Here is a 25,442-nt window from a genome sequence, read left to right as displayed (position 1 = left end):
GCTCAGGTCCTCGCGTCGAGCTGGCTGCTGCGACCGGACGAACTTGCTTGCGAGGCATAAGCGGAAGCTGCGGCCGATGCCGGTGAATAGTGCGACAGCGATTCGGCGAGTTCTTCGGCAGCCTCGGTGAGCTCCTTCAGGACGGCGTCGCTGTCCGTGGCCCGGCCGCCGGAGGAATGCAGCACCTCGAACGAGATTCCGTTGGGGAGATCGACATGAACCTTGTCGATCCCGACGGCGTCGGGCGTGTCACCGTTCTGCGCCGGGTCGGCGCCGGACGCCGGATCACCTGATATCTGCTGGCTCGCGAGCTTCTGCACGAAATCCTCGATGGACTTGAGCGCGCTGCTGTCGAAGCCGCCGCCACCGAAATGGACGATGCCGATCGACATGCCGTTCGGCAGGCTCACCTTGACCTCGTCGTAGGGCGTGCCGCTCTCCAGCAGAGACGAGAACATCGAGGCGCCGTCTTGTGAACCGGCCGATTTCGACTGGCTGGTGGATGAAGGCGACCCCGCCGCGCTTCCACCACCGATGCTGCTCATGCTGCCGACGCTCATACCCGCACTCCACTGTCATTGCGAACGCACGCTTTGCGTGCAACGCGCATGCCAGATGAGAGCCTCATTGCCATCAAGGGCTTATCGCGAAATCCGGCCGGCATAGCCTTCACGCCGGCAACAATGTCCCGGCAGAAGCTGCCCATCTCCACGTTCGCCATTTCGTCGCAGGGCCTTGCGGCCTCGCCGGCATTGCCGCCTCGCGCGCGATGCAACATGATGGGGTGGCGGCGACGATTTTTCTTCGAGGTAGAGGTCATTCGATGAACGAAGACGAGATACGCAAGTCCATCGCGGAGGTGAAGCAAGGCACGCTGTCGCGACGCTCGTTCATCCGGACCATGGCTGCGGCCGGGATCGCCGCGCCGGTCGCGAGCCAGATCCTTCTCTGGAACGACGTCGCGATGGCGGACGCCACGCTGCAATACAAGCCGACCAAGGCCGGCGGCGGCGGCCCGCTCAAGATCCTGCTGTGGCAGGCCCCCACCCTGCTCAATCCGCATTTCGCGATCGGCACCAAGGATCAGGTCGCCTCGCGCATCTTCTTCGAGCCGCTGGCCGGCTGGGACAAGGACGGCAACCTCATCCCCTGCCTCGCCGCCGAGATTCCGACCAAGGCGAACGGGAGCCTCGCAGCCGACGGCATGAGCGTCATCTGGAAGCTGAAGCAGGGCGTGAAGTGGCATGACGGCAAGCCCTTCACCGCCGACGACGTCGTCTTCACCTGGGCCTACGCGGCGGACCTCGCGACCGCCGCCTACAGCACGGGATCCTACAAGGACATCACCGTCGAGAAGATCGACGACCACACCGTCAAGGTGCTGTTCAAGGCCCCAACCCCGTTCTGGGCCGACCCCTTCGTCGGCTCGGTCGGCCAGATCCTGCCGAAGCATCACTTCGGCGACTATGCCGGCGCAAAGTCGCGCGAGGCGCCGGGCAATCTGAAGCCGGTCGGCACCGGCCCGTACAAATTCGTTGAGTTCAAGCCGGGCGACCTGATCCGGGCCGAACGCAACCCCGACTATCACGTCAAGAACCAGCCGCATTTCGACACGCTCGAGGTCAAGGGCGGCGGCGACGCGGTCTCTGCGGCACGCACCGTGCTCCAGACCGGCGAATACGACTATGCCTGGAACCTGCTGGTGGAGGAGGAGGTCCTCAAGCGCATGGAGGCCAGCGGCAAAGGCAGGGTCGACATCACGCCGTCCGGCAACGTCGAGTTCATCATCCTCAACACGACGGACCCCTGGACCGAGGTCGACGGCGAGCGCTCCAGCGTCAAGACCAAGCACCCGACGCTGTCCGATCCGGTCGTCCGCCAGGCGTTCAACCTCCTGATCGATCGCGAGGCGATCCAGAAATTCATCTACGGCCGCGGCGGCATCGCCACGGCAAGCTTCGTCAACCAGCCCCAGCAGTTCAAGTCGGGCAAGCTGGCCTACGCCTTCGACGTCGACAAGGCGAACAAAATCCTCGACGAGGCCGGCTGGAAGCGGGGCGCGGACGGCATCCGCGAGAAGGACGGCAAGAAGCTCAAATACGTCTTCCAGACCTCGATCAACGCCCCGCGCCAGAAGACGCAGGCCATCATCAAGCAGGCCTGCCAGAAGGCCGGTATCGACATCGAGCTGAAGTCGGTCACCGCATCGGTGTTCTTCTCGTCTGACGTCGGCAACCCCGACACCTACTCGAAACTCTATTGCGACATGGAGATGTACAACACGACGCAGCCGCAGCCCGATCCGGAGCGGTTCTTGAACCAGTGCGTCTCCTGGGAGATCGCCAACAAGGAGAACAAGTGGCTCGGCCGAAACATCTCGCGCTGGTCCGATCCCGAGGCCGACAAGGCCTACAAGACCGCGCAGCAGGAGCTCGATCCGGTCAAGCGCGCCGCGCTCCTGATCAAGGTCAACGAGATCTTCTGCGAAGCCAATATTCTCGTGCCGCTGCTCTCCCGCAACATCGTTGGCGCCGGCGTCAATAGCCTCATGGCCGACATCTCGGGCTGGGACGTCACGACCTGGAATCTGGGGAGCTGGTATCGGGTTTGACAACCGGCGCCTGAGGACCCGGCTCCCTCAAAGCGCCGGGCCGCATGCCGTATCTGCGCATGATGGCTTTGCTCAGCGCGCCTTCGGACGCATAGCCGACCTCGCCGGCGATCTTGGCGATCGGATCGGAGGTGCCGGCCAGCCGCTTGCGCGCGACCGTCAATCGCAGATCGGACAGGAACGTCATGGGCGCGACCCCCGCGCGCTTTTGAAACGCGCGCACCAACGTCGCGCGCGAGGCGATCGCCACCGCCGCCATGTCGTCGAGCGTCCAGTCCCGGGCGAGATCGTTGAGGATCGCCGACACCACACGGGCCGTCACGCGGTCGCGCAACAGCGACACCGTCCCGTTCCCGGAGGCATCGTCCGAAAGATGATCGCGGAGCATCATCACGAACAACGCTCTCGCGAGGTCGGCCGCGACCACCTCCGATCCAACCCGTCCAGCGTCGAGCTCCTCGCGGATGTCGATCAGCAGGCGCCGAAACCGTTCCAGGAGCGGCTCCTCCGCCGTGCGCAGGACGATCTCGTCGGGAAGCGCGGCGATCAGCGGATTTTCATCCGACGTCTCGAACAGGAAACGGCCGCACAGCAGTTCGGTATCGACCTCGGCCTCGACCGTCGCGCGCTGGCGGACACCATTGCGGACCTCGGTCGTAACACGCCCGACAGCGCCGCCCGTCCGGCTGCGAACCGCGTGACTGTCGCCGTGCGGCAGCAAGAGGATATCTCCGGCTTCCAGCCGCTGCGGGCCCAGGCCCGGCCGCTCGACCACGCACGCGCCGCGCGTGACCATGTGGAATTGCGCCCATCCCTTGCCGTTCGGCGCGTGTAGCGACTCCCAGCTGCCGCCAAATTTGCAGGAATCCTCGAATATTGGACGGATCCTGAACAGCGGCACCATCGCCTTCAACAATTCCGCCGCGTCCGCCTCCGACATCCCTCTCCCCTTGATCCGCCCGGACATGTCTCCGAGCCGCCCGGCCATTCCATGGAACAGCCAAGCGCATCTACCGTATGAGCGGGCCGTCCCGCGCATGAGTGGACCAGTACTCATGGCTTTTAACATATCCTAACGAGCAATCCTCACGGCGTTCGGTAATGTCACGGCATGAAGGCGGCAGGGATTTCCAAAAAACAGGGTTATCAAGGGGAGATCATATGACGTCCAAGACGCCAGTCGAGTTGTTGCCACGGCCTGCGAATGTGTCGCGCCGCGGCTTCGTGGGAGGCCTGTCGGCGGGCATCCTTGGCGCGGTGGCAACCGAGGCGGCGGGCGCCGAGACGCTCGCCGACGTCCCCGATCGCGGGCCGGGCGCCGATCTCAGCGCGCACAGCGAACGCTCCCGGTTTGCAAAACTCGATCGCATTCCCGAGGCCACGCCGGGCAAGCGCAACGTCGATCCCGGCGATGCCATCAATTCCAAGACGCCGCATCAGAAGCTCGTCGGCAATATCACGCCGACCGATCTGCATTACGAGCGCAGCCATTCCGGCGTGCCCGATATCGATCCCGCGCAGCACCGGCTGCTGATCCACGGCATGGTCGGTAAGCCGCTGGTGTTCAGCGTCGAGGATCTGAAGCGGATGCCATCGGTGACGCGCGTGGTGTTCATCGAATGCACCGGCAACGGCTGGGAGAATTGGAAAAAGGCCGATCCTGACGTGACGGTGCAGAACACGCATGGCCTCGTCAGCACCAATGAATGGACCGGCGTTCCGCTCAAATTCCTGATCGACCTCGTCGCCAAGGACAAGGGCTCGAACTGGATGCTGGCGGAGGGCGGCGACGGCGCGGGCGTCGATCGCAGCATTGCCCTCACCGACGAGATCGTGAACGAGGCCTTCATCGCCTACGGCCAGAACGGCGAGCCGCTGCGGCCCGCGCACGGCTTTCCGATGCGGCTGGTGATGCCGGGCTTTGAAGGCAACCTCAACATCAAATGGCTGCGCCGCCTCAAGTTCGGCAGCGAGCCCTGGATGACGCGCTGGGAGACGGCGCGCTACACCCAGCTGCTGGCCAACGGCAAGGCGCGGCAGTTTCAGCTGCGGATGGAAACCAACTCCGTCATCACGCAGCCCTCCGGCATGATGCAGATCCAGCCGGGCTACAACCGCATCTCGGGTCTTGCCTGGAGCGGCCATGGCAAGATCGCGAAGGTCGAGATCTCGACCGACGGCGCCAGGACCTGGAAGCCCGCGCAATTGAGCCAGCCGGTGCTGTCCAAGGCGCAGGTGCGATTCCAGATGGATTGGGTCTGGGACGGCAAGCCGACAAAAATCGTGAGCCGCTCGACCGACGACCAGGGCAACGTTCAGCCGGACCGACAGTCCTTCATCGCCGCGATGGGGACCAACGCGCTGTTTCACTACAACGCCCAGCAGACCTGGAGCATCGACGAAGCCGGGAGGGTCCGCAATGTCCTCGCATGATAAGCTGCTTCTCGCCGGCATCCTCACCGCCGGCCTGCTCGCCGCCCCCGCGCTGGCGTTCGATTTCGGCCGTCCGGCAACGCCGCAGGAAATCAAGCTGTGGGACATCGACGTCGGCCCCGACGGAAAGGGCCTGCCCGACGGCAGCGGCACGGCGGTGCAGGGCAAGCAGATTTTTGCCGACAATTGCGCGGCCTGTCATGGCGACAACGGCCAGGGCGGCATCAAGGATCGCCTCGCCGGCGGACAGGGCACGCTCGCCTCCAACATGCCGGTCAAGACCGTCGGCAGCTTCTGGCCCTATGCGACGACCCTGTTCGACTACATTCATCGCGCGATGCCGTATCCGACGCCGGGCTCGCTCAGCACCGAAGAGACCTATGCCGTCACGGCCTATATCCTGAGCCTCAACGGCATCGTTCCTGCCGACGGCAAAGTCGACAAGGACTCCTTGCCGAAAATCAAGATGCCAAATCGCGATGGCTTCATTCCGGAGCCGGAATTCGACCCGGCGCGATTATTCCGCAAGAAGTGAGCTGACATCATGAGGCTCATCTCACTGGTCGGGATCTTCGCGCTGGTCGCGACATGTTTCTGGGAGACGCAGGCTATGGCTACAGACGGACTCATCACCATCAAGAGCAGTTTTGGCCCGCAGGACACAATGACGCGGCTGGAGACCGAGGTGAAGGCCAAGGGCCTCACCGTGTTTGCCCATGTCGATCACGCCGCGGGCGCTGCCGCCGTCGGCATGACTCTGCGGCCGACCGATCTCCTCATCTTCGGCAACGCCAAGGGCGGCACGCCGTTGATGCAGCAGGCGCAGACCGTCGGCATCGACCTGCCGCTGAAGGCGCTGGTCTGGCAGGACGAGCAAGGCGCGACCTGGCTGTCGTACAACGATCCGGCCTATCTCGCCGGCCGTCACGGCGCCGGCGAGCCGGCCAAAACCGCCATCGGCGCGATGACCGCCGCACTGCATGCGATCGCGACCAAGGCCACCGCGCCGTAAGCGCTGCACGACGGCCGCGCGAGGAGAGGTTCATGAACGTGACCAGCGGGCAACCGGCGCCGCCCAAGGCGCAAGACAGCAAGCTCGCCAGATGGCTGGTCATTGCAGTGCTGTGCGCGATGCTCGTCGCCGCGAGCGTTCTCGGCTATCTCGGCTGGACCAGCACGGATACCAGCGTGCCGGCGTCCGGCTATGTCGCACTGGTGCTCGGCGTCGTGTTCTCGCTGGTCGTCGGCGTCGGCCTGATGGCGCTGGTGTTCTACAGCAGCCGCAAAGGCTATGACGAACCGGTGGTGCTGATCCGGGAGCCGGAGAACGATCCGGAGGATGGACAGAGCGGCCCGCGCTAAGCCGCAACAAGGGGTTGACGGGGTGACGGGTGTTTTGCCCGACGAGCAATCCGAATAAGGTGGCCGCCGGCACGTCGCGGAGTATTGAAAGTACCGCACCGCTTCGCGATTGCGACTGGGCCTGGCAACCGAATAGAGTGGGCCATCCCGTCACGAAAAAGGGAGTCAGGCATGGACGCGCCGAGCTCTGACAAGGACATTCAAAACACACCCGACGAGCCGGCTAACGAACAGGCGAAAACCACGCGCAACCCGACACGTACTCCTTCCATCATCGTCGGTGTCGTTGCGGCTGCCGTCGTCGCGCTTTCCGCCTTCTATCTCTTACGACCCGAACCATTGCTCGTTCAAGGCGAGGTCGATGCAACGCGGCTCGATATCGCGGCGCGCGTGGACGGACGGGTCGGCAAGATTCCCGTCGAACGCGGCCAGAACGTTGCTGCGGGCGCGGTGCTGGTCCAGATCGACAATCCGGAAACGCTGGCCAAGCACGAGCAGATGAAGGCGGCCAAGGCTGTCGCGGACGCCCAGCTCGCCAACGTTCTGGTCGGAACGCGGGTGGAAGTCATTGCCGCACGGAAGGCGGAAATGGAGCGCGCCCAGGCGGCGCTGGTGCTGGCGCAAAAGACCTTTGACCGCACGCACACATTGACCGAGCAAGGCAACGCGCCGCAAGCGCGCCTCGACCAAGCAACCGATGCGCTGCATGAAAGCGAACGCGCGGTCGATCAGGCCAAATCGGCCTATGAGCAGGCGGTCAATGGCTACACCAAGGAGGAGCGGGCCATTGCGAATACCAATGTCGAAAAGGCCAGTGCCGATATCCAAAGTGTCCAGTCGATCATCGACCAGCTCGTGGTTTATGCGCCCGTAGCCTCGCAGATCTATCAGCGTAATGTGGAACCCGGCGAATACGTCTCGCCGGGCGTCCCGCTCGTCACCTTGATCAATCTGGCGGACCTCTGGGTGCATTTCGATCTTCGCGAGGATCTCGTCAAAGGCCTGAAGGTCGGCGATCGCTTCGATGTCCGCATCCCCGCCCTCGGCGACCGCCCCGTCACGGTCGAGGTCAAGCTCATCGCGACCAAGGGCGAATATGCAAGCTGGCGAGCCACGCGTGCTTCGGGCGATTTCGACCTGCGAACGTTTTCGATCCGTGCCTATCCCGTTCAGCCCGTGCCCGAGCTGCGACCTGGAATGAGCGCCTATCTCGACTGGCGGTCGCGGCCATGAGGCCCGCGCCCAAGCCCGGATTTCTGCTGGTCGCGCGGCGCGAGTGCCGCTGGCTGTTTCACGATCGTGTGGCGCTGCTGCTGATCTTCGGCGTGCCGCTGTTTGCGTTCGTGGTTCTCACCACGGTCTTTAGCCATCCGGTCATCCGCGGGCTCGGCGTGACTGTCGTCGACGAGGACAAGTCGGACGCGTCGCGCGCCCTGGTGGAATACATTGCGGCGTCGCCAAGCCTGAAGATCGTCGACCGCTCCGGCACGCTGTCCACGGCCGTGCAGGACATACGCTCCGGCAAGTCGATTTCGGCCGTCCACATCCCGCCGGATTTCGAGCGCGACCTGAAGGCCGCGCGCCGCCCGCAGATCGTCGGATTTTATAACCAGCAGTTTTTGACTCCCTCCGGCATCGCATCCTCGGGTCTGAGCGATTCACTTTCCGCAGCGGCAGCGGTGGCCGCTCCGGCCAGTCGCGCGGCACCTGCGCCAGCGTCCCTGGGTGCGCTCAAGGCGGAGACCATGGCGCTCGTCAATCCGCAGAAGAACTACGCGCAGTTCCTGCTGCGCGCGCTGCTGCCGACCATCATCCATGTGGTGATTACCCTTGCCGCCGGCTATTCCGTTGGCTCCGAATTCCGCCGCCGCGACGCGCGGGCCTGGCTCGAAAGCGCCGGCGGTGATCCGCTTGTCGCGCTGGCCGGCAAGCTCGCGCCGCTGTTCTGCCTCTTCATTTTGATCATGCTGGCCGAACCGCTGTTCCTAGAGCGTTTTCCGATCACGTTGCGTCGTAACCAGCCGCGACGAGATAATTTTGACATTCCTCGGGTGAGAAGCGTTTGAGAGCGTTGGCGATTGCTTGCCAGAGATCGGGCATGGTGCGGGCTGCGGCGGTCCGCAACAGCGCTTTCAGTTTGGAGAAGGCCATTTCAATCGGGTTGAAGTCTGGACTGTAGGGCGGAAGATAGAGCAGGCTAGCTCCGACCGCCTGGATGGCCTCTCGAACGCCATGGACCTTGTGAGCGGGCAAGTTGTCCATGATAACGGTATCGCCCGGCCGCAGCGATGGGGCGAGCAATTGCTCGACGTAGGCCAGGAAAGCGTCGCCATCCATTGGACCGTCCAGAACAAGCGGCGCGATCAGACCGTCGGAGCGCAATCCAGCGGTGAACGTCGTCGTCTTCCAATGTCCGTGTGGGATAGCTGCACGACATCGCTCGCCGCGTGGCGAGCGCCCGTAACGCCGCGCCATTTTGGTGTTGGCGCTGGTTTCGTCGATGAAGACGAGACGCTCAGGGTCAAGGTCGATTTGCCCTTCGAACCACTCCTCACGTGCGGCATTTATATCGCCGCGCCGTTGCTCGGCGGCGTGCGCTGTCTTTTTTTAAGTGTGATCTTTCTGCGCTGGAAAAAACGCCAGAGCGACGCGATGCCAGTCGATATTCCACGACGTTTCAACAGTTCTCGCAACTCGGCAAGCGTGATATCCGGCCTCGCTGTCACCGCCTCCAGAATCAATTGCGAATGCGCTTCGATGCGCTGCGATTTGCGGTCACCGCCCTGGCGTTTAGGAACGATGTCGCCAACTTTCTTGAGGCGACCGCGCCAGCGGATTGCACTGGCCGCGCTGACACCAAAGCGCTCAGCAGCCTGTCGACAGGACATGCCACCGTCAATCGCGGCTACCACCCTTTGGCGAAGATCAACCGAAAGCGCCCTGGCCATACATGCTGGCCTCCCTCGCCAGCATGCAGCTTGAATCTGACTCGCGCCGTTTTGGGAATCTGGAGGGTTCTGTGAGGTCGCGCTCACGCGAGGGCGCGGCAGGCGCTTATGACGCGACCTCATTGAAGCCGGATTGAACGAAGGCGCGGGAGGCTATTCGCGGTTTTGCAGCTATGGGGATTGTTCGAGATCGCCATGCCCGATCTGCTGGCTCGGCGCGTGAGGCAGAGACACAGGAGTGCGCATCCTGGAAGAGTTGAGATCAGACGCGCTTCGCCTGAGATCGCGATAGGCCTTTTGCTGCATCGGACGGTTGTTGTCGCGCAGTGTGACAGCACGGATTCGACATCGTCCGCGATGATCGAGACGCTGGGAGCGAAATGACGAATGATGATCGTCGTGCACGACATGACTTGGCTCACGATGTGTCGCATCGGAACGGTGATGTTCGAGGGCTGGGGCGTCTGAAGCTATGTCGAAAGCGCTCAATGATGCGCATGACGCCACCACAATCGGGACAGGCAGGAACCTCGGCCCAGGTTTGAGCCTCCGAATCCACAGGCGACGGCTGGCCATCGTTTGGGGCTGTTCGCTCATGATCGAGAAGTTCGCGGCAAAGGGCGAGCTTGGCAGCGCGATGGCGGTTGGCCATGAAGCCGAAGTGGCGGATGCGGTGGAAGCCGTCAGGCGGCGTATGAAGCAGGAAACGGCGAATGAACTCATCGGGCTTGAGATTCATGATCTTTGTCGCGCTGTTTTGGCGATAGTCCTTCCATGAGAAGGCGACATGATCGTCGTCGAGTGCGACGAGCCGGCTGTTGGCGATCGCGACGCGATGGGTGTAGCGGCCGAGATAGGCCAGGACCTGTGCGGGTCCGCCGAAGGGCCGCTTGGCGTAAACAACCCAGTTGATGCGTCGCATGGCGTCGAGGTGGGCCGCAAAGGCAGCCGGCTCGGCCAGAGCTCCGAGATCGCCGAAGAAACGCAAGGCACCGGAGTTGAAGGCTGCCGACAGACGTTTGAGAAAAAGTGTGCGAAATAGTCTGGACAACGGTTTGACGGCCAGGAAGAAGTTCGGTCGGCAAGCGGTCCAGCGCGCGCCATCGGGCGAGAGGCCGCCACCCGGAACGACGCAATGGACGTGGGGATGATGCATCAGCGTCTGTCCCCAGGTGTGGAGGACGGCGACGCCGCCGATCGCACCGCCGAGCCGGCGTGGATTGGCGGCGAGCGTCGTCATCGCCTCGGCGGCAGCCTTGAACAGGATGGCATAGACGACGGCCTTGTTCTGGAAAGCGATCGCGGCGATCGGTGCGGGAAGTGTAAAGACGACGTGGAAATAGGGAACCGGAAGCAGGTCGGCTTGACGCGCGGCGAGCCACGCGGCTCGGGCTCTCCCCTGACACTTCGGACAGTGCCGATTGCGGCAGGAATTATAGGCAACGCGTGTCGTGCCGCAGTCGTCGCAAGCCTGCATGTGGCCGCCGAGCGCCTCGGTCCGGCACGCAACGATCGCGCTCATCACGCGCCGCTCGACCCGCCCCAGATGACCGGCATGTACACGGCGATAGGCGTCGCCATGCCGGCGCAGAATATCGGCAATCTCGATGGCGGGCCTGTTGGAGCGGATGTCGGAGCGGGTCATGACCCGCATCCCGCTGCGGGTCATCCAGGTGGCGTCACCTCCAGCGACAGGCGATCGAGCGGGCTCTGCGTCGCTCGGATCGTATCGGTGGCGACCTGCGTGTAGCGCGCTGTCGACGACAAATTATTGTGCCCGAGCAAGACCTGGATGATCCGGATATCGGTTCCGTTCTCGAGAAGATGTGTCGCGAAGCTGTGGCGCAGCGTGTGCAGCGTGACGCGCTTGGTCAGGCCCGCAGCCTTCACCGCCGACCGGCAGGCGGCATGCAGCACGGTCTGATCGATCGGATGATCTTCGTCACGACCAGGGAACAGATAAAGCCGCGGCCGGGCGAGCCGCCAGTAGGTGCGCAGGATGCCCAGCAGCTGGGGCGACAGCATCACGTTGCGATCCTTCGCGCCCTTGCCGTGGCGCACCTGGATGACGCCGCGGGCGCTGTCGATGTCTTCGATCCGCAGTCCCGCAACCTCCGAGGCCCTGAGCCCGGCCGCATAGGCGGTGGTGAGCGCGGCGCGGCTCTTCAGGCTCGATACCGCTTCAAGAAACTGAACCACTTCGTCGGCGCTGAGAACGACCGGCAGCTTGCGCGGTTCTCGCGCATAGGGAATGCGCTCTGGGATGAGCGCCTCGCCGAGCGTGACGCCGTAGAAAAACCGTAGCGCACAGACGATCTGGTTCAGCGCCGGCCATGAGATGCCGGTCGAGACCAAATGCACCTGGAAGGCGCGGACGTCTTCCAGCTCTAACCGGTCAGGCGATCGGCCAAAATAGCGGCTGAACTTCGAAACCGCGCTGATGTAGGATCTTTGCGTCGCCGGCGACAGATTGCGGACGGTCATGTCTTCGATCATGCGGCGGCGAAGAGGGCTCAAATCGGCCATCTCGATACTCCTGTCTGAGGGGGTGGGCTCCAACACCCACATCCTCTCAGCCAGGAGGCGATCTATGCCACCTTGCCCCCTACGCCGCGGCAGCGGCTTCGTTCAATCCCCACCCGATTCTTTCCGGTCGGAAAATGCTCTAGAGGGCGTGCTGGAGATTCCCTTCAAGGGCGACTTGCCGTTGATGATCGCTGCTGCGTCGCTGTTGATCATCGCCTATCTGTCGCTCGGCGCCCTGCTCCAGCTTCTGGTCGGCGATCTCGCCACCGGACTCGGGCTTGCGGGCCTCATTGCCTCGCCCGCATTCGGCTATGCCGGCGTCGGCTTTCCCACCATCGGCATGAATGCCTTTGCGCAGACATGGAGCGCGATCCTGCCGCTTCGCTGGTACATGGCCGTCCTGCTGGGACAAGCCGCGCGGGGATTGCCGGTCGCGGATTCCGCTATTCCCTTCGCGGCGCTTGCGGGCCTGGCGTTGCTCTTTGCCGGCCTGGCGTGGATGCGCATGGCGAACGTCACCCGCAAGGGATGGTTTGCAACAGCGCGGCCTGTCGAGCCATCCGAGGCCATCTCCACACCGCGCGGCGTCGGCGGCGCCTTCGTGGCGGAGTGGCGGCGCGTGCTGGGAACGCGGGGCGCCTTCGCTCTGCTGTTTCTCGCTCCCCTGGTCTACGGCATCTACTATCCGCAGCCCTATCTGAACCAGATCCTTCGCAAGCTCCCGATTGCGGTCGTCGACAACGATCTCAGCGATCTCAGCCGGCAGATCGTCGAGACGCTGGATGCGAGCGGCGCATTGAGCGTGACGGTTCGCGCCCGAACGCTCGCCGAGGCGCGCAGCGCGATCGATCGCGGGCAGGCCTTTGCCGCCGTCGAGATTCCGCCCGACACCGAACGCGACGTGCTCAAGGGCATCACCGCCCACATCCCCGTCTATGCGGACGCAACCTATCTGTTCATCTTCAGATCGAGCGCCAGCGGGGTCGCCACCGCCATCGGAACCTTGACGTCCGAGCTGGTTTCGCGCGGCGCGCGCTCGGATGGCAGCCTCGTCAAGGCGAAGCTCGCGACGTCGAGCACGGCCGACGTGTTGCTGCAGCCGATCTTCAACCCGGTGGGCGGCTATGCGAGCTACGTCGTTCCGGCGGCGTTCATCCTGATCCTGCAGCAGACCCTGCTGATCGGCGCAGCTATGCTAACCGGCACCGCGCTGGCGAGCGGCGGCGCGGCCTTTGCCGGCGTGCTCGGCCGCGGCATCGCGCATCTGACCGTCTACCTTCCTGCGCTCGCGCTCTACGTCGTCGTGCTGCCCCGCATCTACGGTTTTTCGACGCTCGGCCATCTTCCGCAGATCCTCGCGCTCGCGAGTGTCTTTCTGCTGGCAACGAGCTTCATGGGTCAGGCTATCGGGGCCTGGTTCACGCGGCCGGAGAACGCAACCATCCTGTTGCTGGCGACGAGCCTGCCGCAGTTCTTCATGGCCGGCTTCGCGTGGCCGCGCGAAGCAATTCCGGACGTGGCCCTTGCGTTCGGCCGGTTGTTCCCGGCCGACTCCGCGATCGACGGCCTCGTGCGCGTCAACCAGCTCGGCGCCGGCATCTGGGAGGTTGCGCATGACTGGCTCGCATTGTGGTGCCTGGCGCTCGGCTACTTCGCGCTCGCGGTGATCTCGGCATTTGCCGTCAGGAGGAGACAGGGACATGTCCAACCTTAGACCTGCCGCCTTCGTCGCGATTCCGCTCGCGCTGGTCGCGGCGGGCGCGCTGCTCTATGTCATGCGCCACTCGGCACCGCCGGCAGCCATCGTCGGCGTCGTGCGCGCGACCGAGATCAGGGTCGAGCCGGAGGTCAACGGCCAGTTGGTCTCGATCGCGGTCGAGAAGGGGGCCTCTGTGAAGGCCGGCGACGTCGTGGCGCGGCTCTCGGCGGTGGAGTTGACGGCGCAGGCGGACCAGGCGCGTGCCGCGCTCGCGTCCGCCGTCGCAAGCCGCAACAATGTCTATGCCGGCGTGCGCCGCGAACAGGTCGATTCGCTGAAAGCCGCCATCGCCAAGGCCGGCGCCCGCCTCGACTACGTGCAGGCTCAGCTCACCCGGACCAGCACGCTGGCGCGCCAGAGCTTCGAATCCCAACAGTCGCTCGACCAGGCCGAGAATGACGTTGCAAGCGCGCGTGCCGGCGTGGCGGAGGCCCAGGCCAATTACGATGCGGCCGTGGCGGGACCGACCCGGGAAGAGCGCGCGATCGCCGACGCGCAGGTGCAGGCTGCGGCCTCCGCGGTCACCGTGCTCGAGCGCCGCCTCGACAAGATGGTGTTGCGCGCGCCGGCCGACGGCGTGGTCAGCGTCATCGCCGCCGAGGTCGGCGAAAATGTTCGCGCGGGCCAACCGATCCTGATGGTCGAGGCGGCGGGCAGGCAATGGCTCTCGTTCAACGTGCGCGAGGATCATCTCGATCGTCTCTCGATGGGAGAAACAGCGAATGTGATGCGGAACGGCGCCGATGTCGCGACGAAGGCGGTCATCACTGAACTTCGACCGCTCGGCGTGTTTGCCACCTGGCAGGCCGAGCGGGTGATTGGCGATCATGACCGCAACACGCTTCGCCTGCGCCTCGACCCCAAGGGAGACAAGGGAGAGTTAGCAGGCCTTGAGCCGGGCATGACCGTCTGGATCGGCCCCTAAACCCCGGTGATTTGAGCTCGCGGAACCAAGCTGTTCCGACCGTCTGCAAAATGAAGCCCCAGCAGTCATTGAGACCACTGGGGTTTTTCACAGCCTTGCGGAATTCGAATTCAACCTAGCTGGTGACGGCGGCTTCGGTGCAGGGCGCCGTATTCTTCCCGCGGTTGTCGATGCTGAGAGCGCCCGCACCGAAAGCCGCGATCTGGAGCAGTCCGCCCGCCATCATCACGTTCTTCAGGAAGTGAATCACCCCGATGTCCATAGCTGCGGGATGGCCGAAGATACTAGCCCGCGCCGCCCAATTCCCTGATGCTGCGCCGCACTACTGCGCGCCTAGCCCGGATTTTCGAATAGATCGAGCCGCGGCCCAGCGGAACTTCGATCGCTACCTTTGCTAGAACCATTCAAAATGTATAGGCTGATCTGGTCAACGGGCTTGAGAGAAAGGCCCGGGACGTTCGGGACGTGGAACGCTGAAGGGGTTGCTTGATCGGAAGGCGCGGTCGTCTTCACGGCGGGTGCGACGGATATGGAATCCGATTCAGACGGCCGTCACGGCGGCCTGGAAGGGTCTTACCGTCGGACTTTACGTGAGCGAACCGGCAGTTGCGCCAGGCACTCCCCCGCATTCAGGTGAATGATCGCAGGGTCCGTCATGAGCGGTCCAGCACCTTTCACGTCGGAGGAGCCGGGATGGACCAACGAGAAGTGCTGGCGGCGTGGGAGAAGTTCGTCGAGCGCGGAGCGTTGTCATCCGACTTGAGATCATCGGTCGCGGCGTCGTGGCAGCGATCCAGGAACCATCACGTCACCGTCGACCGTGCGCGAGCGCCGCTCGTCGCGGACGCCGAGTTGTTTCGTCATCGCTCCAAATACGCGTCGCTCCGTCATGCCGCCCGCTGCGCTCTCGAGAACTCAAAAACATTTCTGCGCGATGCAAACTCAATCATGATCCTCACCGATCCGAGTGGGCTGATCATCGATACGCAGGGCGACGACAGGGTCATCGACGCCGGCCGCGCAGTCCATCTCGAACACGGAGGACGCTGGAGCGAGGCCGACATCGGCACCAACGCGATTGGCGCCGCGATAGCGGAATCGAAACCTGTCCAAATTCACGGTACAGAGCATTTCTGCTCGGAGGTGCAGCGGTGGACTTGCGCTGCCGTCCCGGTTCATGACCCGACCGATGGCGAACTGCTTGGCGTGGTCGACATCTCGGGTCCTGCAAGCACCTTCAATCCGCAGAGCTTGGCTTTGGCCGTCGCGGTCGGCCATCACGTGGAAAGCGTTCTGGCCCAATCAGTCCGACAGGAACATGAGGAGTTGCTGTGCCGCTTTCTCGGCAGGAGATCGCAATGGGCGAACGATGAATGCATCGTGCTCGATCGTCGTGGCATGATCCTCCACGCCACCGAGCGTGCTCTGAACGCACTCCAGCATGATCGCCACGGCATTCACAACGACGCGCCAACCCGCTTTTTGAAGACGGTTCCCTTCGATGAGTGGCCGAGCAGGTTGAAAGAGCTGCTTCCCAACGCGAGCTTCAACTTCGTCGAGAACGAACGCTCCGGCATCGGCGCCATCGTGGTGCTGCATGCGCGACGACGCCAGTTGATCACGCATCGCGACGTCCAGAAATCGAGATCCGAATCTGACGGTCGCGAGACCGCGAGCTCATCATCTGCCCGAAAGGATTCAAAGCCGGAACCACGGTCTCTTCAGAGCATGGCCGCCGGCTTCGTTGCGGACGACCCTGCGGTCCGAGCGATCGTCCGTCAAGTCGAGACCGCGGCAGCACGCAAGATGCCCATCCTCATCCGAGGCGAGACCGGAACCGGCAAGGAACAGCTTGCCCGTCACGCCCATATGGCGAGTGGGCGGACCGGCGCGTTCGTTCCAGTGAATTGCGCCGCCCTGCCGGAAAGTCTGATCGAGAGCGAGCTGTTTGGCTATGCCGCGGGAGCATTCACCGGGGCGCGGCGCGGCGGCGCGATTGGACTGGTCAAGGAGGCCGACGGCGGCACGCTGTTCCTTGACGAGATCGGCGACATGCCCGTCGCGCTGCAGGCGGTGCTTCTGCGCCTGCTCGACGACTGGACCGTGCGCCCCGTCGGCGGCGTCAGATCGAAGGTCGATGTCTTTCTCATCTCCGCCACCAACGCCAGGTTGGACAAGGCGATCGCCGAAGCCCGGTTCCGATCCGACCTGCTCTACCGTCTCAATACGCTCGAGGTCAACCTGCCACCGCTCCGGGATCGCAACGACTTTGATGCCATCGTTCGCCATCTGCTCAATGCGATCGACCCGAATTGCGAGATCACGCGGACGGACATTGCGCATCTCGCCGCACGTCCCTGGCCTGGCAACGTCCGCGAGCTCCGCAACGTCCTGGCGCGATTCACCCTTGCCGCTGCGGACGGCTCTATCAACGAAGCCGGCGCGGAGAGCATCGTTCAACACTCCGGAGCGGAGTCCGGATCGCTCCACGACATCCACCGCGCGCGAATCCTTGTGGTGTATGCCGAGACCGCCGGAAACGTCAGCGAAACCGCGCGACGCCTCGGCGTCTCAAGAAACACCATCTATCGCGCACTGGGGCAGAAGAAGCCCGAGTGATGCCATAGTGCCTCGAAGCGCCGATGCTGCGAGTATCGCAGCATGCCCAGTTATGGACAGAGCGCCGGTCGCTTCGAACCGATGATCGGCTCCGCTCAAAGCAGCTCAGCTCCACCACCTCGAGCCGGGCCGGCGGTCGGATCGTAGTCATCCGGCTTCTTGGCGATCAAGGTCTGAGTCGTCAGGATCAGTCCGGCCACCGATGCCGCATTGCGAACCGCGCTGTAGCAAACCTTGACCGGGTCGATGATGCCAGCTTCGACAAGATCGACCGCCGAACCATTGCGCACGTCGAGCCCGTGGCCATTCGTGGCCTTGGCAATTCGCGCAACTTCCGCCTCTCCATTCAGACCGGCATTGGCGGCAATGTAGAAAAGCGGCCGGCTGAGCGCGCGTTGCAGCAGCTCGGCGCCCTGCCTGGCGCCTCCGTCCAGACGGTTGATCAATTCGTCGAGCCTCGCAGCGATCCTGAGCAAGGCTACTCCGCCGCCCGGCACAATGCCTTCTTCGATCGCCGCGCGGGTCGCGTTGATCGCATCCTCGATCAACTGGGTCCGGCGTTTTTGCTCGACCGGCGTCGCGCCGCCGGCAAGAATCATCGCTGTGCCGCCGGACAGTTTCGCGATGCGCTCCTGGAACTTGTCCCGCTCAATATTCTCGGGAGCGGCATCGTATTGGCGCAACACCTGCTCGCGTCGCGCCGCGATGGTCTTCTGATCGCCACCTCCCGCCGTGATCAGGGTCTTCGAGGCGGAAATGCGCACTTGGCGCGCGGACCCGAGGTCGTGCAGCTCCACCTTCTCGAGCCTTCCGCCTAGATCGGCCGAGATAACGCGCCCTCCGGTCGCGATCGCGATATCCTCGAGCATCGCCTTGCGCCAATGGCCGAACTCCGGCGGGTGAATCGCGGCGACCTTGAAATTGGATTTCTCCCGACGCGCCAGCAATTGCATGATGACAGATGGCGCCACTTCCTCGGCGATGATCAGCAAAGGTCGCCCGCTCTTTTCGATGAGCGAGATCACACCAGCCAGTTGCTCCCCGGTCTGGATCTTGAGATCGGTCATGACGATGAACGGACTGTCGAGAACCACCTGCATTTTCTCGACATCGGTGACCATATGATGTGAAAGATAGCCGCGATCGAAGGCCATGCCTTCAACGATTTCCAGCGTCGTCTCGACCGTGTTGCCAAATTCCACCGCGACGATTCCGTGATTGCCGGCACGTTCGAAGGCCTCGCCGACCATATCGCCAAGCGCTGTGTCGTTGGCGGCAATGCTCGCAACAGCCCGCAGGCCAGCAGACCCCTGCAGCGGTCTCGCCGACCGTCGTAACGCCGTGATGGTCTCACTAACCGCCAGCTCCAGCCCTTCAACCAGCTCGACCGGATTGGCGCCGGCCGCTAAACATTTCAGGCCTTCCTGCACAAGAACATCGGCCAGCACGGTGGCCGTGGTGGTGCCGTCCCCCGCCACCTCATTGGTTCGCGCTGAAACCTCACGCAACACCTGCGCGCCCATATTCTCAAACGGGCATTCAAGTTCGATTTCGCTGGCAATGCTGACGCCATCTCGCGACACGATCGGCGTGCCGATCGGTCGGTCCATGATCGCGTTCATGCCCCTCGGACCCAGCGTTCCGCGTACCGCCTTGGCGAGCTTGGCGACGCCCCGGCCCAGCGCGGCCCGCGCAGCTTCATCGTGCAACATGATCTTCGGCATTCTATATCCCCGACTTTGCCTTGAGGTCGTCTGGTCTGGACTTGTTATCGATGCTGCGCACCCGCATCACGGCACCTGTTACGTGCCCGGCGACGCCGGCATCGTCCTCGATTTCGGTACGAACGGTGTATCGAGGTCGAACCGCGCGGCAAGCAGGCCGCGGCACAGTGCGCCGTTGAATTCAGCATTGATGCCCACGCGACGTAGATTCGACAGGTATGCGGCAAGGCCGTCGGCTTTCAGCCGCGCTCCGTTCGCATCGACAAAGGCGGGTTCACCACCGCTTGCCGGACCTACGACGGCACGTCGCTCGAGATAGCGCTGAATCAGCGCCTCACCTGCATCGTCGAGCGGCAGGCAACCGAGCTCCGTCAACGTCAGGCTCACGATCTCCGCCGGCGATTGCCCAAGCGCGATGAGGTGACTGAGTAGCGCAACCTGCCGGCGCTGGAACGCCTTGACGAGGAATGTCTGACGCAGATCATCGAGGCTGCCATCGGCCTCGGCGCCGAACGTTTCCTGGAACGAGTGCCCCTGCGCGAGGCCCGCATTGATCTTGTCGGCATACATGTGCTCACCCAAGACCACGCTGACGCCCTTGACCCAGTCCAACGCGCTGATGGACCGGCGCATGTCGTCCGCCATCAGGAACGAAAAATTGGCAGCGCACCAATAGGTCGGCAAGCGGAACTCGATGTGGACCCGATCCTTCGCGTCGACATCGGCCCTGGTCACGAAATTCAGGTCGATGACGGACTCGTCGAGTTCCGGGTCCATCACGTCTCGCAGGCAGGCCCATATCTGCGCCTGCCTGTCATCTGACGAATGGCTTCTCGGCCGCTCCCTCCCCTCAACGCCACGCTTCATGGCCATCACCTCGGTGCGTGAACGGCTTCGGGCAAGTGGGCATAACCGCCGCCCGCCTGGATCTTCTTCTTTTGCGCTTCGACATCGATGCCGTAGATGCGCGCGGCATTGAGACCGAGGATCTTGATTTTCGTTTCCATCGACAGCACCGAACCGGTCTCCTTGGTGACGTCGGCCGGAATTTCAAATGCCATGAACTTGTCGATCAGCCATTTCGGCGTCCAGATGCCATAATCGCTACCGTAAAGGATCTTGTCCGGTCCGACCCAGAATAGCAGTTCGGAAATGACGTGGGCGAAATACCCCGGCCGCGAATGGATGAAGGGCAACGCCACCGCGAGGCCGGCATAGACGTTGGTTTCCTGGGTCGCGATCCAGCAGAAATCGTCAAGGCGCGGCAAGCCACAATGCTCGACGATGAAGTTCAAATCCTGGAACGAGGTGGCGACGTCATCGATATCGGCGACATCGAACGCATCCCGGTTCAGCGGGATGATCGTTGGCCCCTTGTGGACGTGGATGTTCTTGATCCCGAGCTTCTGCGCCGCCTCGAGATACTGGTAGGACGCCTTGTCGGTGAGCTTGTAGCCCTTCGACTCTCCACGCCATTCGGCGGTGTAAAGCTTGACACCCTTCAGCTTGTGCTTCTCGGAGAGCGCATGAAGGTCTTCGATGCCCTTGGTACCGTCACGCGGATCAAAGGCGCCGTTCAGGATGAAGCGGTCCGGATGGCTCTTCTTCATCGCCCAGTTTCGTTCGGTGGTATTGAAGCCGTTCTTGTAGAAGTCGGTGAGATAGGTCGGCTGAAGGATCGCCATGTCGTCGCAACCGGTGACGAACAGGTCGTCGAACATCGTCTTGGCGTCGTACTTCTCGAACTTCTCCTTCTCCCATTTCTCCGACGGCGGGCTCAGATTCGAGTGATAGGCGTAGAAGCACTCGATGAACTGCTTGCCGTGGATGTTCTTCTGGTTTGCCGGGCTACCATCCCAGAAATGGGTATGCCCATCGATGACAAAAATCTCTTCACCCTTGGCCGTCCTGTACATGGCGTTACTCCCGCTCCGCTGGATATTGCGTATTGTTGTGAGGCGCGATTGATGTCGTCGATTGAGCCCGGCCGGCGCTGTGCCGCCCAGGCTGGTTCGCTGGCGATCATTAAACGATGTATTTCATCATCTCGTTCATGTCGCCGAACAGCATGACGGTGTTGTCATCCGTCATGACCATGCGGCCGTAATGCGTCGAGGTTGAAATCTCAAAGAGATGCGGGGTCATGACGCGGCCCAACTCTTCGGAAATCTCATCCATCTTGAATTCCATCTTGCCGTCGCCATCGATACGGATCATCGCCGGCATGTAGGTCACCTTGATGTGTTCATGACGGCTCATGACTTCGGCGATAGCGCGCGCCTCGACGCTATCGTTCATTGTCACTCCGCATTGATGCGACACCGTGTCCTCGAACGTGATGTCTTTCATCGATTTGAAGATGTTGTCATTCTCGTGCAGCATGTCGGTCTCCAGAAGGATTGAGTGTGAGGGCGTGAAGCGATGCCGATTACGACGCCAGTCCGGCCGGAACCGTCAGGCCAAGCTCGGTGGCGATACCCCTGATACGATTCTTCGCGTGTGCCATGGCATCGGCGAAAGCCGCGACCTTGACCCGAGGCTGCGACCAGATGGGCTGCAAATGATTGGCGGCATCGAGCGCGAGATCGGCATGATTGGCCAACCATTTGTTGAACAACGCAAGGTTCTGCGCCCCGAAGGTCGGATCAGCGCCGAGGATGTGGAACAGCTCGACGGTGTTGGCGAGATTGCGCTCATAGTCGGCTTCCGCAGCGGAGACGACAGCCGGAGTGATGAAGTCGTTCTGCGCAGATGCCGCCTGCATCAGGAAGCCTGAGCGGAAGAGTTCGCCGACCAGCGGCTCGAACACCGCATTGGTCGCAAAATATTGCTCGAGATAGTCGTTTGAACCCATCACTGATTCAACCGACTTGCGCACGCCTTGCCAGATCGGATCTTCCAGCCAGTGCTTCTTGCCGGCGGCAATGTCGAAGCCTGGAAGGTCGAGGCCGATTTCGCTCAGATAAAGAGTGATGTCCTGCGCGAAGCGAAGCTTGTAGGACGAGTTGGTCAAGATCGCATTGTTGACCATCTGCGTGTAGCCGTAACGCTGCGCCTGCATCGTCGAGGTGCCAAGACCGAACTCGGCATGCTTGTAGGCCCCGAGATGGTTCTGCAATATCTTCACCCAGGCGGGATCGAAGCGGGTCGGCGCGCCCGATTTCCGGCCATTCTCGATGGTGTTCTGCACCATGCCGCAGATCGTCGACTGGCGCTGGTAATGGGTACGCTCCCACTCCTGGTCGACGGCGCGGAATTTGTGCCAGTTCGAGCTCTTTGCCGCCGTCCAGTCCTTGGAATAGGTCGGCGTTCCGTCAGGGAACGAGATGATCCAATCCTGCAGCAGATAGCGCTCCGGATCGGGTTGAACATCGACCGTCATGTCTTCGTAATGGGTCGCCTTGCGCCCCTTCGGTTCGAAGTAGTTGTACTTGCGGCTGTCGGAGCCCGGGAAAACCGCGGCCCCCGCGGCTCCGGATTTGACGATTGCCGCAGGCTTGGTCGCTGCTGCTCTGCTCGTTTGCGCGCTCATTGCTTACTCCCTTTCTGCCATTCTGTTCTGCGACGAACCTCGAACGCCGTCATCGCACCGCCGGCGTAAACTTGTCGAAATAGATGTGGTCCGGCTCGACGCCGTTCATTTGCAGCACGGGCAATACGGCGTCGATCATCGGCGTCGGCCCGCACGCGTAGGCGTCGATGGCGCCGCTCAGCTTCTCCTCGCGCAGATAGCGCAGCACGACCTCGTGGATCAGTCCGGTCTCGCCGTCCCAGCCGTCACCCGTCTCCGCATGCGACAGTGCCGGCACGAATTTGAAATCGTTCAGCCGCGCCGCGATGGCCGCGAGCTCATCGAGGTAGAACAAGTCGGCGCGGGTACGCGCTCCGTAGAAAAACCGGACCGGTCTCTGCTCGCCGCTCCCGATGTGATCGGCCAGGATCGACCACAGCGGCGACATGCCCGAGCCGCCGCCGATCAGCAGCATCGGCCCCGGACGTTCTTCGCGCCGGAAGCAGGTGCCATACGGCCCCTTGGCGATCACGGCGTCGCCCACGGCCAATTTCCCATCGAGCTGGGACGAGAATGCCCCGTTCGGATATTTCTTGATGATGAAGCGGAGATTGGTGCCTTCTCCGGGCGGGTTCGCCATCGAAAAGGCGCGGGTGATGGTGCCATCCTGAAGCGTCAGATCGACGTACTGGCCGGCCCAGAACTTCATCGGCCTCTCGATCTCGATCTCCAGCAATCTGATGTCTGACGTCAGCGCGCTAATCCCTGCCACGCGGCCGGAAAATGCCTTCGCCGCGATCGAACGGCTGAGCAGGTCTTCGTCATAGTTGAGCAATTCAACACCGATGTCGCTGTAGACATGCGTCCGGCACAGCAGGATGTGGCCGGTCTCGCTCTCGTAATCCGGCAGAGCGAAGGTCGAGTATTTCAGAAGCTCAATGTCCCCCTCAACCAGCTTTGATTTGCAGCTGCCGCACTGACCTTCCTTGCAGCCATGCATCAGCGAGATGCCCTGACGAAACGCGGCATCGAGTACGGTCTCACCCTCTTCCACTTCCATCTCGATACCCACTGGCTCGAAACGAACCTTGTGAACCCGCACGTCCGTCATTATCGCGGCCCTATCGTCGCAGCAGTTGTACAGAACGATCGGCAAACCGTTGCCGGTCCCGGCAAGAGGGGCCGCCGAAAGCGGCCCCTCCCCTCATCATCTCTTTAGTGGCAGGGATTGATCTTGAAGCCCTTACGGTATTCGGCCGTCGCCACCTCGCGCTCGATCGGCGAAAGCGCTCTGAAGCCACGCAACGGGCTGCCAAGCGTGTGTCCGCGCACGTGATCGAGCGTCCACATGTCCTTGGAGTCGAAGCGCAGATGGGGTTGCGCGATCATGGTCTTGCCGTCGGGCCGGACAAAACCGAGATCCTTGATCGCGTCGGCGACGTCCCAGCCGTGATAGCAGTCCTCCCATTCACGGCGACCGCTGAAGCGGCCCATTGCCGGCGTCGCGCGGCCCTCGTATTCCGCGGCGAACGCCACCTTGTGGGTCCAACGGCAACCTTCGGAGCAGTAAGTGTAGATCTTGCCGTCGACCTCGTCGCAGACGAAGTCCTCGCGGATCAGGCAAGGGACCATGCAGCTCCAGCAACGATGCGGGTATGAATAGCCCACCTCGCTGTTGAAGAGGATGTTGGTCTCGCCGGGCACGCTGAGCTTGGCGTGCCATTTCCAGAAGTCGCCGAATTCGGCATACCAGCCCGGATATTTGTGCTCGAACCACTCGAAGTCCCGCTCGGTCTGGGCCTCGATACGCCAGAAGTTTACCGACCATCCGACCGTGAAGAACTGCGCGGTCTTGTGGACGTAGTTCTTCTTGACGATCCGATCCCAGGCGGCGGCGACGTCATCGTGATGGATCTTGATGCCGTACTTCTCGAGCGGCAGCATGTAGGTCCGGTAATAGTCTTCGTAGATCCAGCGATGCCAGAGCTCGGCGTAGGACTCCTTGTTCTTGTCGCGGTTGGTCGTGCCGTACTCGATGAACGTCCCGATCGCGGCATCGATAATCGCGTGATTCTGCCAGAAGGCGTATTTCAGATCGCGCTCCAGCAGCTGGTGGTTCGACGGATCGTTGATCATCGCCATCAGCATCGAGTGACCGTTGCCGATATGACGGGATTCGTCCGACTGGACCGACAGGAACACGGTTGGCAATGCATAGTCGCCGTTGCGCGCCGCTTCCGACGGCATCGCCACGAACAGGGTATTGGTGAAGGCGGTTTCCGCGACGACCGTCAGATAGACGTTGGCCGCGGTGATCGCGTCACCGGTCAGGAAGCCCTCGGCGAACTGGCGGCCGATCGTGGTCGCATAGCATTTGCCGAACGCGGCTTCCGTGATATCGAACCCGGCTGGATCGATGTAATTCTCCATGTACCACTTCTTGAGGTTCATCTGGATCGTCGAGTGCCGGAACTCGTCGACCATCTGCATGGTGAAGCCGGTGCGCAATTCCTCGCCGGGCGCCAACCGCCCGACCATCGCCATCGAACGCGCCGCCGAGATCTCCGGGAACGGGATGATCGCCAGGAACAGCTTCATCCATTCGACCCATCGCGGCTCGACATTGCGGAACATGTCGCCGCGCAACGCCGCATCCAGCGCGCCATAGACGCGGTTGTCTTTCTCTTCCTGCATCGGGAAATATGACCGCAGGACCTGCTTCATCGGATCGCGCGGTGTCTTCGAGATCTTGTAGTCGGTTGGGAAAGTCATCGCCTCCTGCACGTAGCTTGGCGTCCAACCAAGGTCCGCGACGCGGTTGGCCGCTTCAGCGATGCTGATCCCCTTCTGCGCGGTGATCTTGTTCAGTGTCAGACTTGCAGACATTTCCAGCTCCTTTGAACGTTGCGTTATCTTCGGCATTCTCGCTTCGGTTCCGGGTCAAACCCCTGGATCGCCTTGTTGAAATTCTCCGCCGCAAAACACACTTTAAGTCCGTTAAATGGATTGATTGATCTGCTGACT

General features: G+C 62.5%; 22 protein-coding genes and 1 pseudogene. 10 read left to right on the top strand and 13 right to left on the bottom strand.

All coding sequences use genetic code 11. The features are described 5' to 3' along the window. Positions 1-2: 2 nt before the first annotated feature. Positions 3-560, bottom strand: a complete 558-nt coding sequence (locus tag HAP41_RS10250; RefSeq protein WP_166102825.1) for a hypothetical protein — start codon at positions 558-560, stop codon at positions 3-5. Positions 561-823: 263 nt separating this feature from the next. On the opposite strand from HAP41_RS10250, the gene HAP41_RS10245 reads away from it, so the two are divergent. Beyond that, positions 824-2,611 (top strand): peptide ABC transporter substrate-binding protein, encoded by a 1,788-nt coding sequence (locus HAP41_RS10245; protein WP_166102828.1) that lies wholly within the window; start codon positions 824-826, stop codon positions 2,609-2,611. Here HAP41_RS10245 and HAP41_RS10240 read toward each other — a convergent pair. Continuing rightward, on the bottom strand, positions 2,574-3,515 hold the full coding sequence (locus HAP41_RS10240; protein WP_166102831.1) for an AraC family transcriptional regulator: 942 nt from the start codon (positions 3,513-3,515) through the stop codon (positions 2,574-2,576). The genes HAP41_RS10245 and HAP41_RS10240 overlap by 38 nt on opposite strands. Before the next feature lie 257 nt (positions 3,516-3,772). Between HAP41_RS10240 and soxC the strand changes: the two genes are divergently transcribed. The 6 genes from soxC (at position 3,773) to HAP41_RS10210 (ending at position 8,472) form a co-directional block, all read left to right on the top strand. After that, positions 3,773-5,044: a sulfite dehydrogenase gene (gene soxC / locus HAP41_RS10235; protein WP_166102837.1), complete on the top strand. Its 1,272-nt coding sequence runs from the start codon at positions 3,773-3,775 to the stop codon at positions 5,042-5,044. Further along, positions 5,031-5,579 (top strand): c-type cytochrome, encoded by a 549-nt coding sequence (locus HAP41_RS10230; RefSeq protein WP_166102840.1) that lies wholly within the window; start codon positions 5,031-5,033, stop codon positions 5,577-5,579. Before soxC ends, HAP41_RS10230 begins: the two co-directional genes overlap by 14 nt. A 9-nt stretch (positions 5,580-5,588) precedes the next feature. Beyond that, a complete protein-coding gene (locus tag HAP41_RS10225; protein ID WP_166102843.1) occupies positions 5,589-6,056 on the top strand; it encodes a DUF302 domain-containing protein in 468 nt (155 codons plus the stop codon). A 32-nt stretch (positions 6,057-6,088) separates the two neighbouring features. Beyond that, positions 6,089-6,406 (top strand): hypothetical protein, encoded by a 318-nt coding sequence (locus HAP41_RS10220; RefSeq protein ID WP_166102847.1) that lies wholly within the window; start codon positions 6,089-6,091, stop codon positions 6,404-6,406. 171 nt (positions 6,407-6,577) lie between these two features. Then, positions 6,578-7,639 carry an HlyD family secretion protein gene (locus HAP41_RS10215; protein WP_166102850.1) on the top strand — a complete coding sequence of 354 codons (1,062 nt, stop codon included), beginning with the start codon at positions 6,578-6,580 and terminating at the stop codon, positions 7,637-7,639. Then, entirely contained in the window at positions 7,636-8,472 is an 837-nt protein-coding gene (locus tag HAP41_RS10210; RefSeq protein ID WP_224580893.1) for an ABC transporter permease, read from the top strand. The genes HAP41_RS10215 and HAP41_RS10210 overlap by 4 nt, the downstream gene beginning before the upstream one ends. Here the strand turns inward: HAP41_RS10210 and HAP41_RS10205 are convergent. The 3 genes from HAP41_RS10205 to HAP41_RS10195 all read right to left on the bottom strand — a co-directional run bounded on the left by HAP41_RS10205 (position 8,408) and on the right by HAP41_RS10195 (position 11,880). After that, positions 8,408-9,354, bottom strand: a protein-coding gene (locus tag HAP41_RS10205) for an IS630 family transposase (RefSeq protein WP_166063836.1) whose coding sequence is annotated in 2 segments (ribosomal slippage) — positions 8,408-9,015 and positions 9,015-9,354 — 948 coding nt in all. Because the reading frame shifts where the segments join, the coding sequence is not laid out codon by codon here. The genes HAP41_RS10210 and HAP41_RS10205 overlap by 65 nt on opposite strands. A gap of 418 nt (positions 9,355-9,772) precedes the next feature. Beyond that, positions 9,773-10,999: an IS91 family transposase gene (locus tag HAP41_RS10200; protein WP_166053869.1), complete on the bottom strand. Its 1,227-nt coding sequence runs from the start codon at positions 10,997-10,999 to the stop codon at positions 9,773-9,775. 20 nt (positions 11,000-11,019) lie between these two features. After that, positions 11,020-11,880 carry a tyrosine-type recombinase/integrase gene (locus HAP41_RS10195; protein ID WP_029085027.1) on the bottom strand — a complete coding sequence of 287 codons (861 nt, stop codon included), beginning with the start codon at positions 11,878-11,880 and terminating at the stop codon, positions 11,020-11,022. Between the two features lie 148 nt (positions 11,881-12,028). On the opposite strand from HAP41_RS10195, the gene HAP41_RS10190 reads away from it, so the two are divergent. Together HAP41_RS10190 and HAP41_RS10185 are read left to right on the top strand one after the other, a co-directional pair. Then, complete coding sequence (locus tag HAP41_RS10190) at positions 12,029-13,594, top strand: ABC transporter permease (RefSeq protein ID WP_224580894.1); 1,566 nt, start codon at positions 12,029-12,031, stop codon at positions 13,592-13,594. Further along, positions 13,581-14,564, top strand: coding sequence for an HlyD family secretion protein (locus HAP41_RS10185; protein WP_166102857.1), 984 nt, complete (start codon positions 13,581-13,583; stop codon positions 14,562-14,564). Before HAP41_RS10190 ends, HAP41_RS10185 begins: the two co-directional genes overlap by 14 nt. Positions 14,565-14,679: 115 nt before the next feature. On the opposite strand, the pseudogene HAP41_RS50010 reads toward HAP41_RS10185, so the two are convergent. After that, positions 14,680-14,814 (bottom strand): annotated as a pseudogene (locus HAP41_RS50010) (hypothetical protein); the annotation flags it as partial. 443 nt (positions 14,815-15,257) lie between these two features. Here HAP41_RS50010 and HAP41_RS10180 point away from each other — a divergent pair. After that, positions 15,258-17,183 carry a sigma-54-dependent Fis family transcriptional regulator gene (locus HAP41_RS10180; RefSeq protein WP_166106101.1) on the top strand — a complete coding sequence of 642 codons (1,926 nt, stop codon included), beginning with the start codon at positions 15,258-15,260 and terminating at the stop codon, positions 17,181-17,183. Between the two features lie 95 nt (positions 17,184-17,278). Here the strand turns inward: HAP41_RS10180 and groEL are convergent, their stop codons facing one another. The 7 genes from groEL to HAP41_RS10145 all read right to left on the bottom strand — a co-directional run bounded on the left by groEL (position 17,279) and on the right by HAP41_RS10145 (position 25,304). Beyond that, a complete protein-coding gene (gene groEL / locus HAP41_RS10175; protein ID WP_166102860.1) occupies positions 17,279-18,907 on the bottom strand; it encodes a molecular chaperone GroEL in 1,629 nt (542 codons plus the stop codon). A gap of 78 nt (positions 18,908-18,985) precedes the next feature. Next, a complete protein-coding gene (locus HAP41_RS10170) occupies positions 18,986-19,780 on the bottom strand; it encodes a metal-sulfur cluster assembly factor (RefSeq protein WP_166102867.1) in 795 nt (264 codons plus the stop codon). After that, complete coding sequence (locus HAP41_RS10165) at positions 19,780-20,823, bottom strand: amidohydrolase family protein (RefSeq protein ID WP_166102874.1); 1,044 nt, start codon at positions 20,821-20,823, stop codon at positions 19,780-19,782. Before HAP41_RS10165 ends, HAP41_RS10170 begins: the two co-directional genes overlap by 1 nt. A 109-nt stretch (positions 20,824-20,932) precedes the next feature. After that, entirely contained in the window at positions 20,933-21,289 is a 357-nt protein-coding gene (locus tag HAP41_RS10160; RefSeq protein ID WP_028150059.1) for an MmoB/DmpM family protein, read from the bottom strand. 46 nt (positions 21,290-21,335) lie between these two features. Continuing rightward, on the bottom strand, positions 21,336-22,439 hold the full coding sequence (locus tag HAP41_RS10155) for an aromatic/alkene monooxygenase hydroxylase subunit beta (protein WP_166102877.1): 1,104 nt from the start codon (positions 22,437-22,439) through the stop codon (positions 21,336-21,338). Positions 22,440-22,488: 49 nt separating this feature from the next. Continuing rightward, positions 22,489-23,529: a 2Fe-2S iron-sulfur cluster-binding protein gene (locus tag HAP41_RS10150; protein WP_166102880.1), complete on the bottom strand. Its 1,041-nt coding sequence runs from the start codon at positions 23,527-23,529 to the stop codon at positions 22,489-22,491. Positions 23,530-23,633: 104 nt separating this feature from the next. Then, complete coding sequence (locus tag HAP41_RS10145) at positions 23,634-25,304, bottom strand: aromatic/alkene/methane monooxygenase hydroxylase/oxygenase subunit alpha (RefSeq protein WP_166102885.1); 1,671 nt, start codon at positions 25,302-25,304, stop codon at positions 23,634-23,636. Between the last annotated feature and the right edge of the window lie 138 nt (positions 25,305-25,442).

Source organism: Bradyrhizobium barranii subsp. apii, from assembly GCF_011516635.5.
GTDB classification, from domain to species: domain Bacteria; phylum Pseudomonadota; class Alphaproteobacteria; order Rhizobiales; family Xanthobacteraceae; genus Bradyrhizobium; species Bradyrhizobium barranii.
Note: the sequence above shows the minus strand (reverse complement) of the source record. Positions and strands in the feature narration are given on the sequence as shown.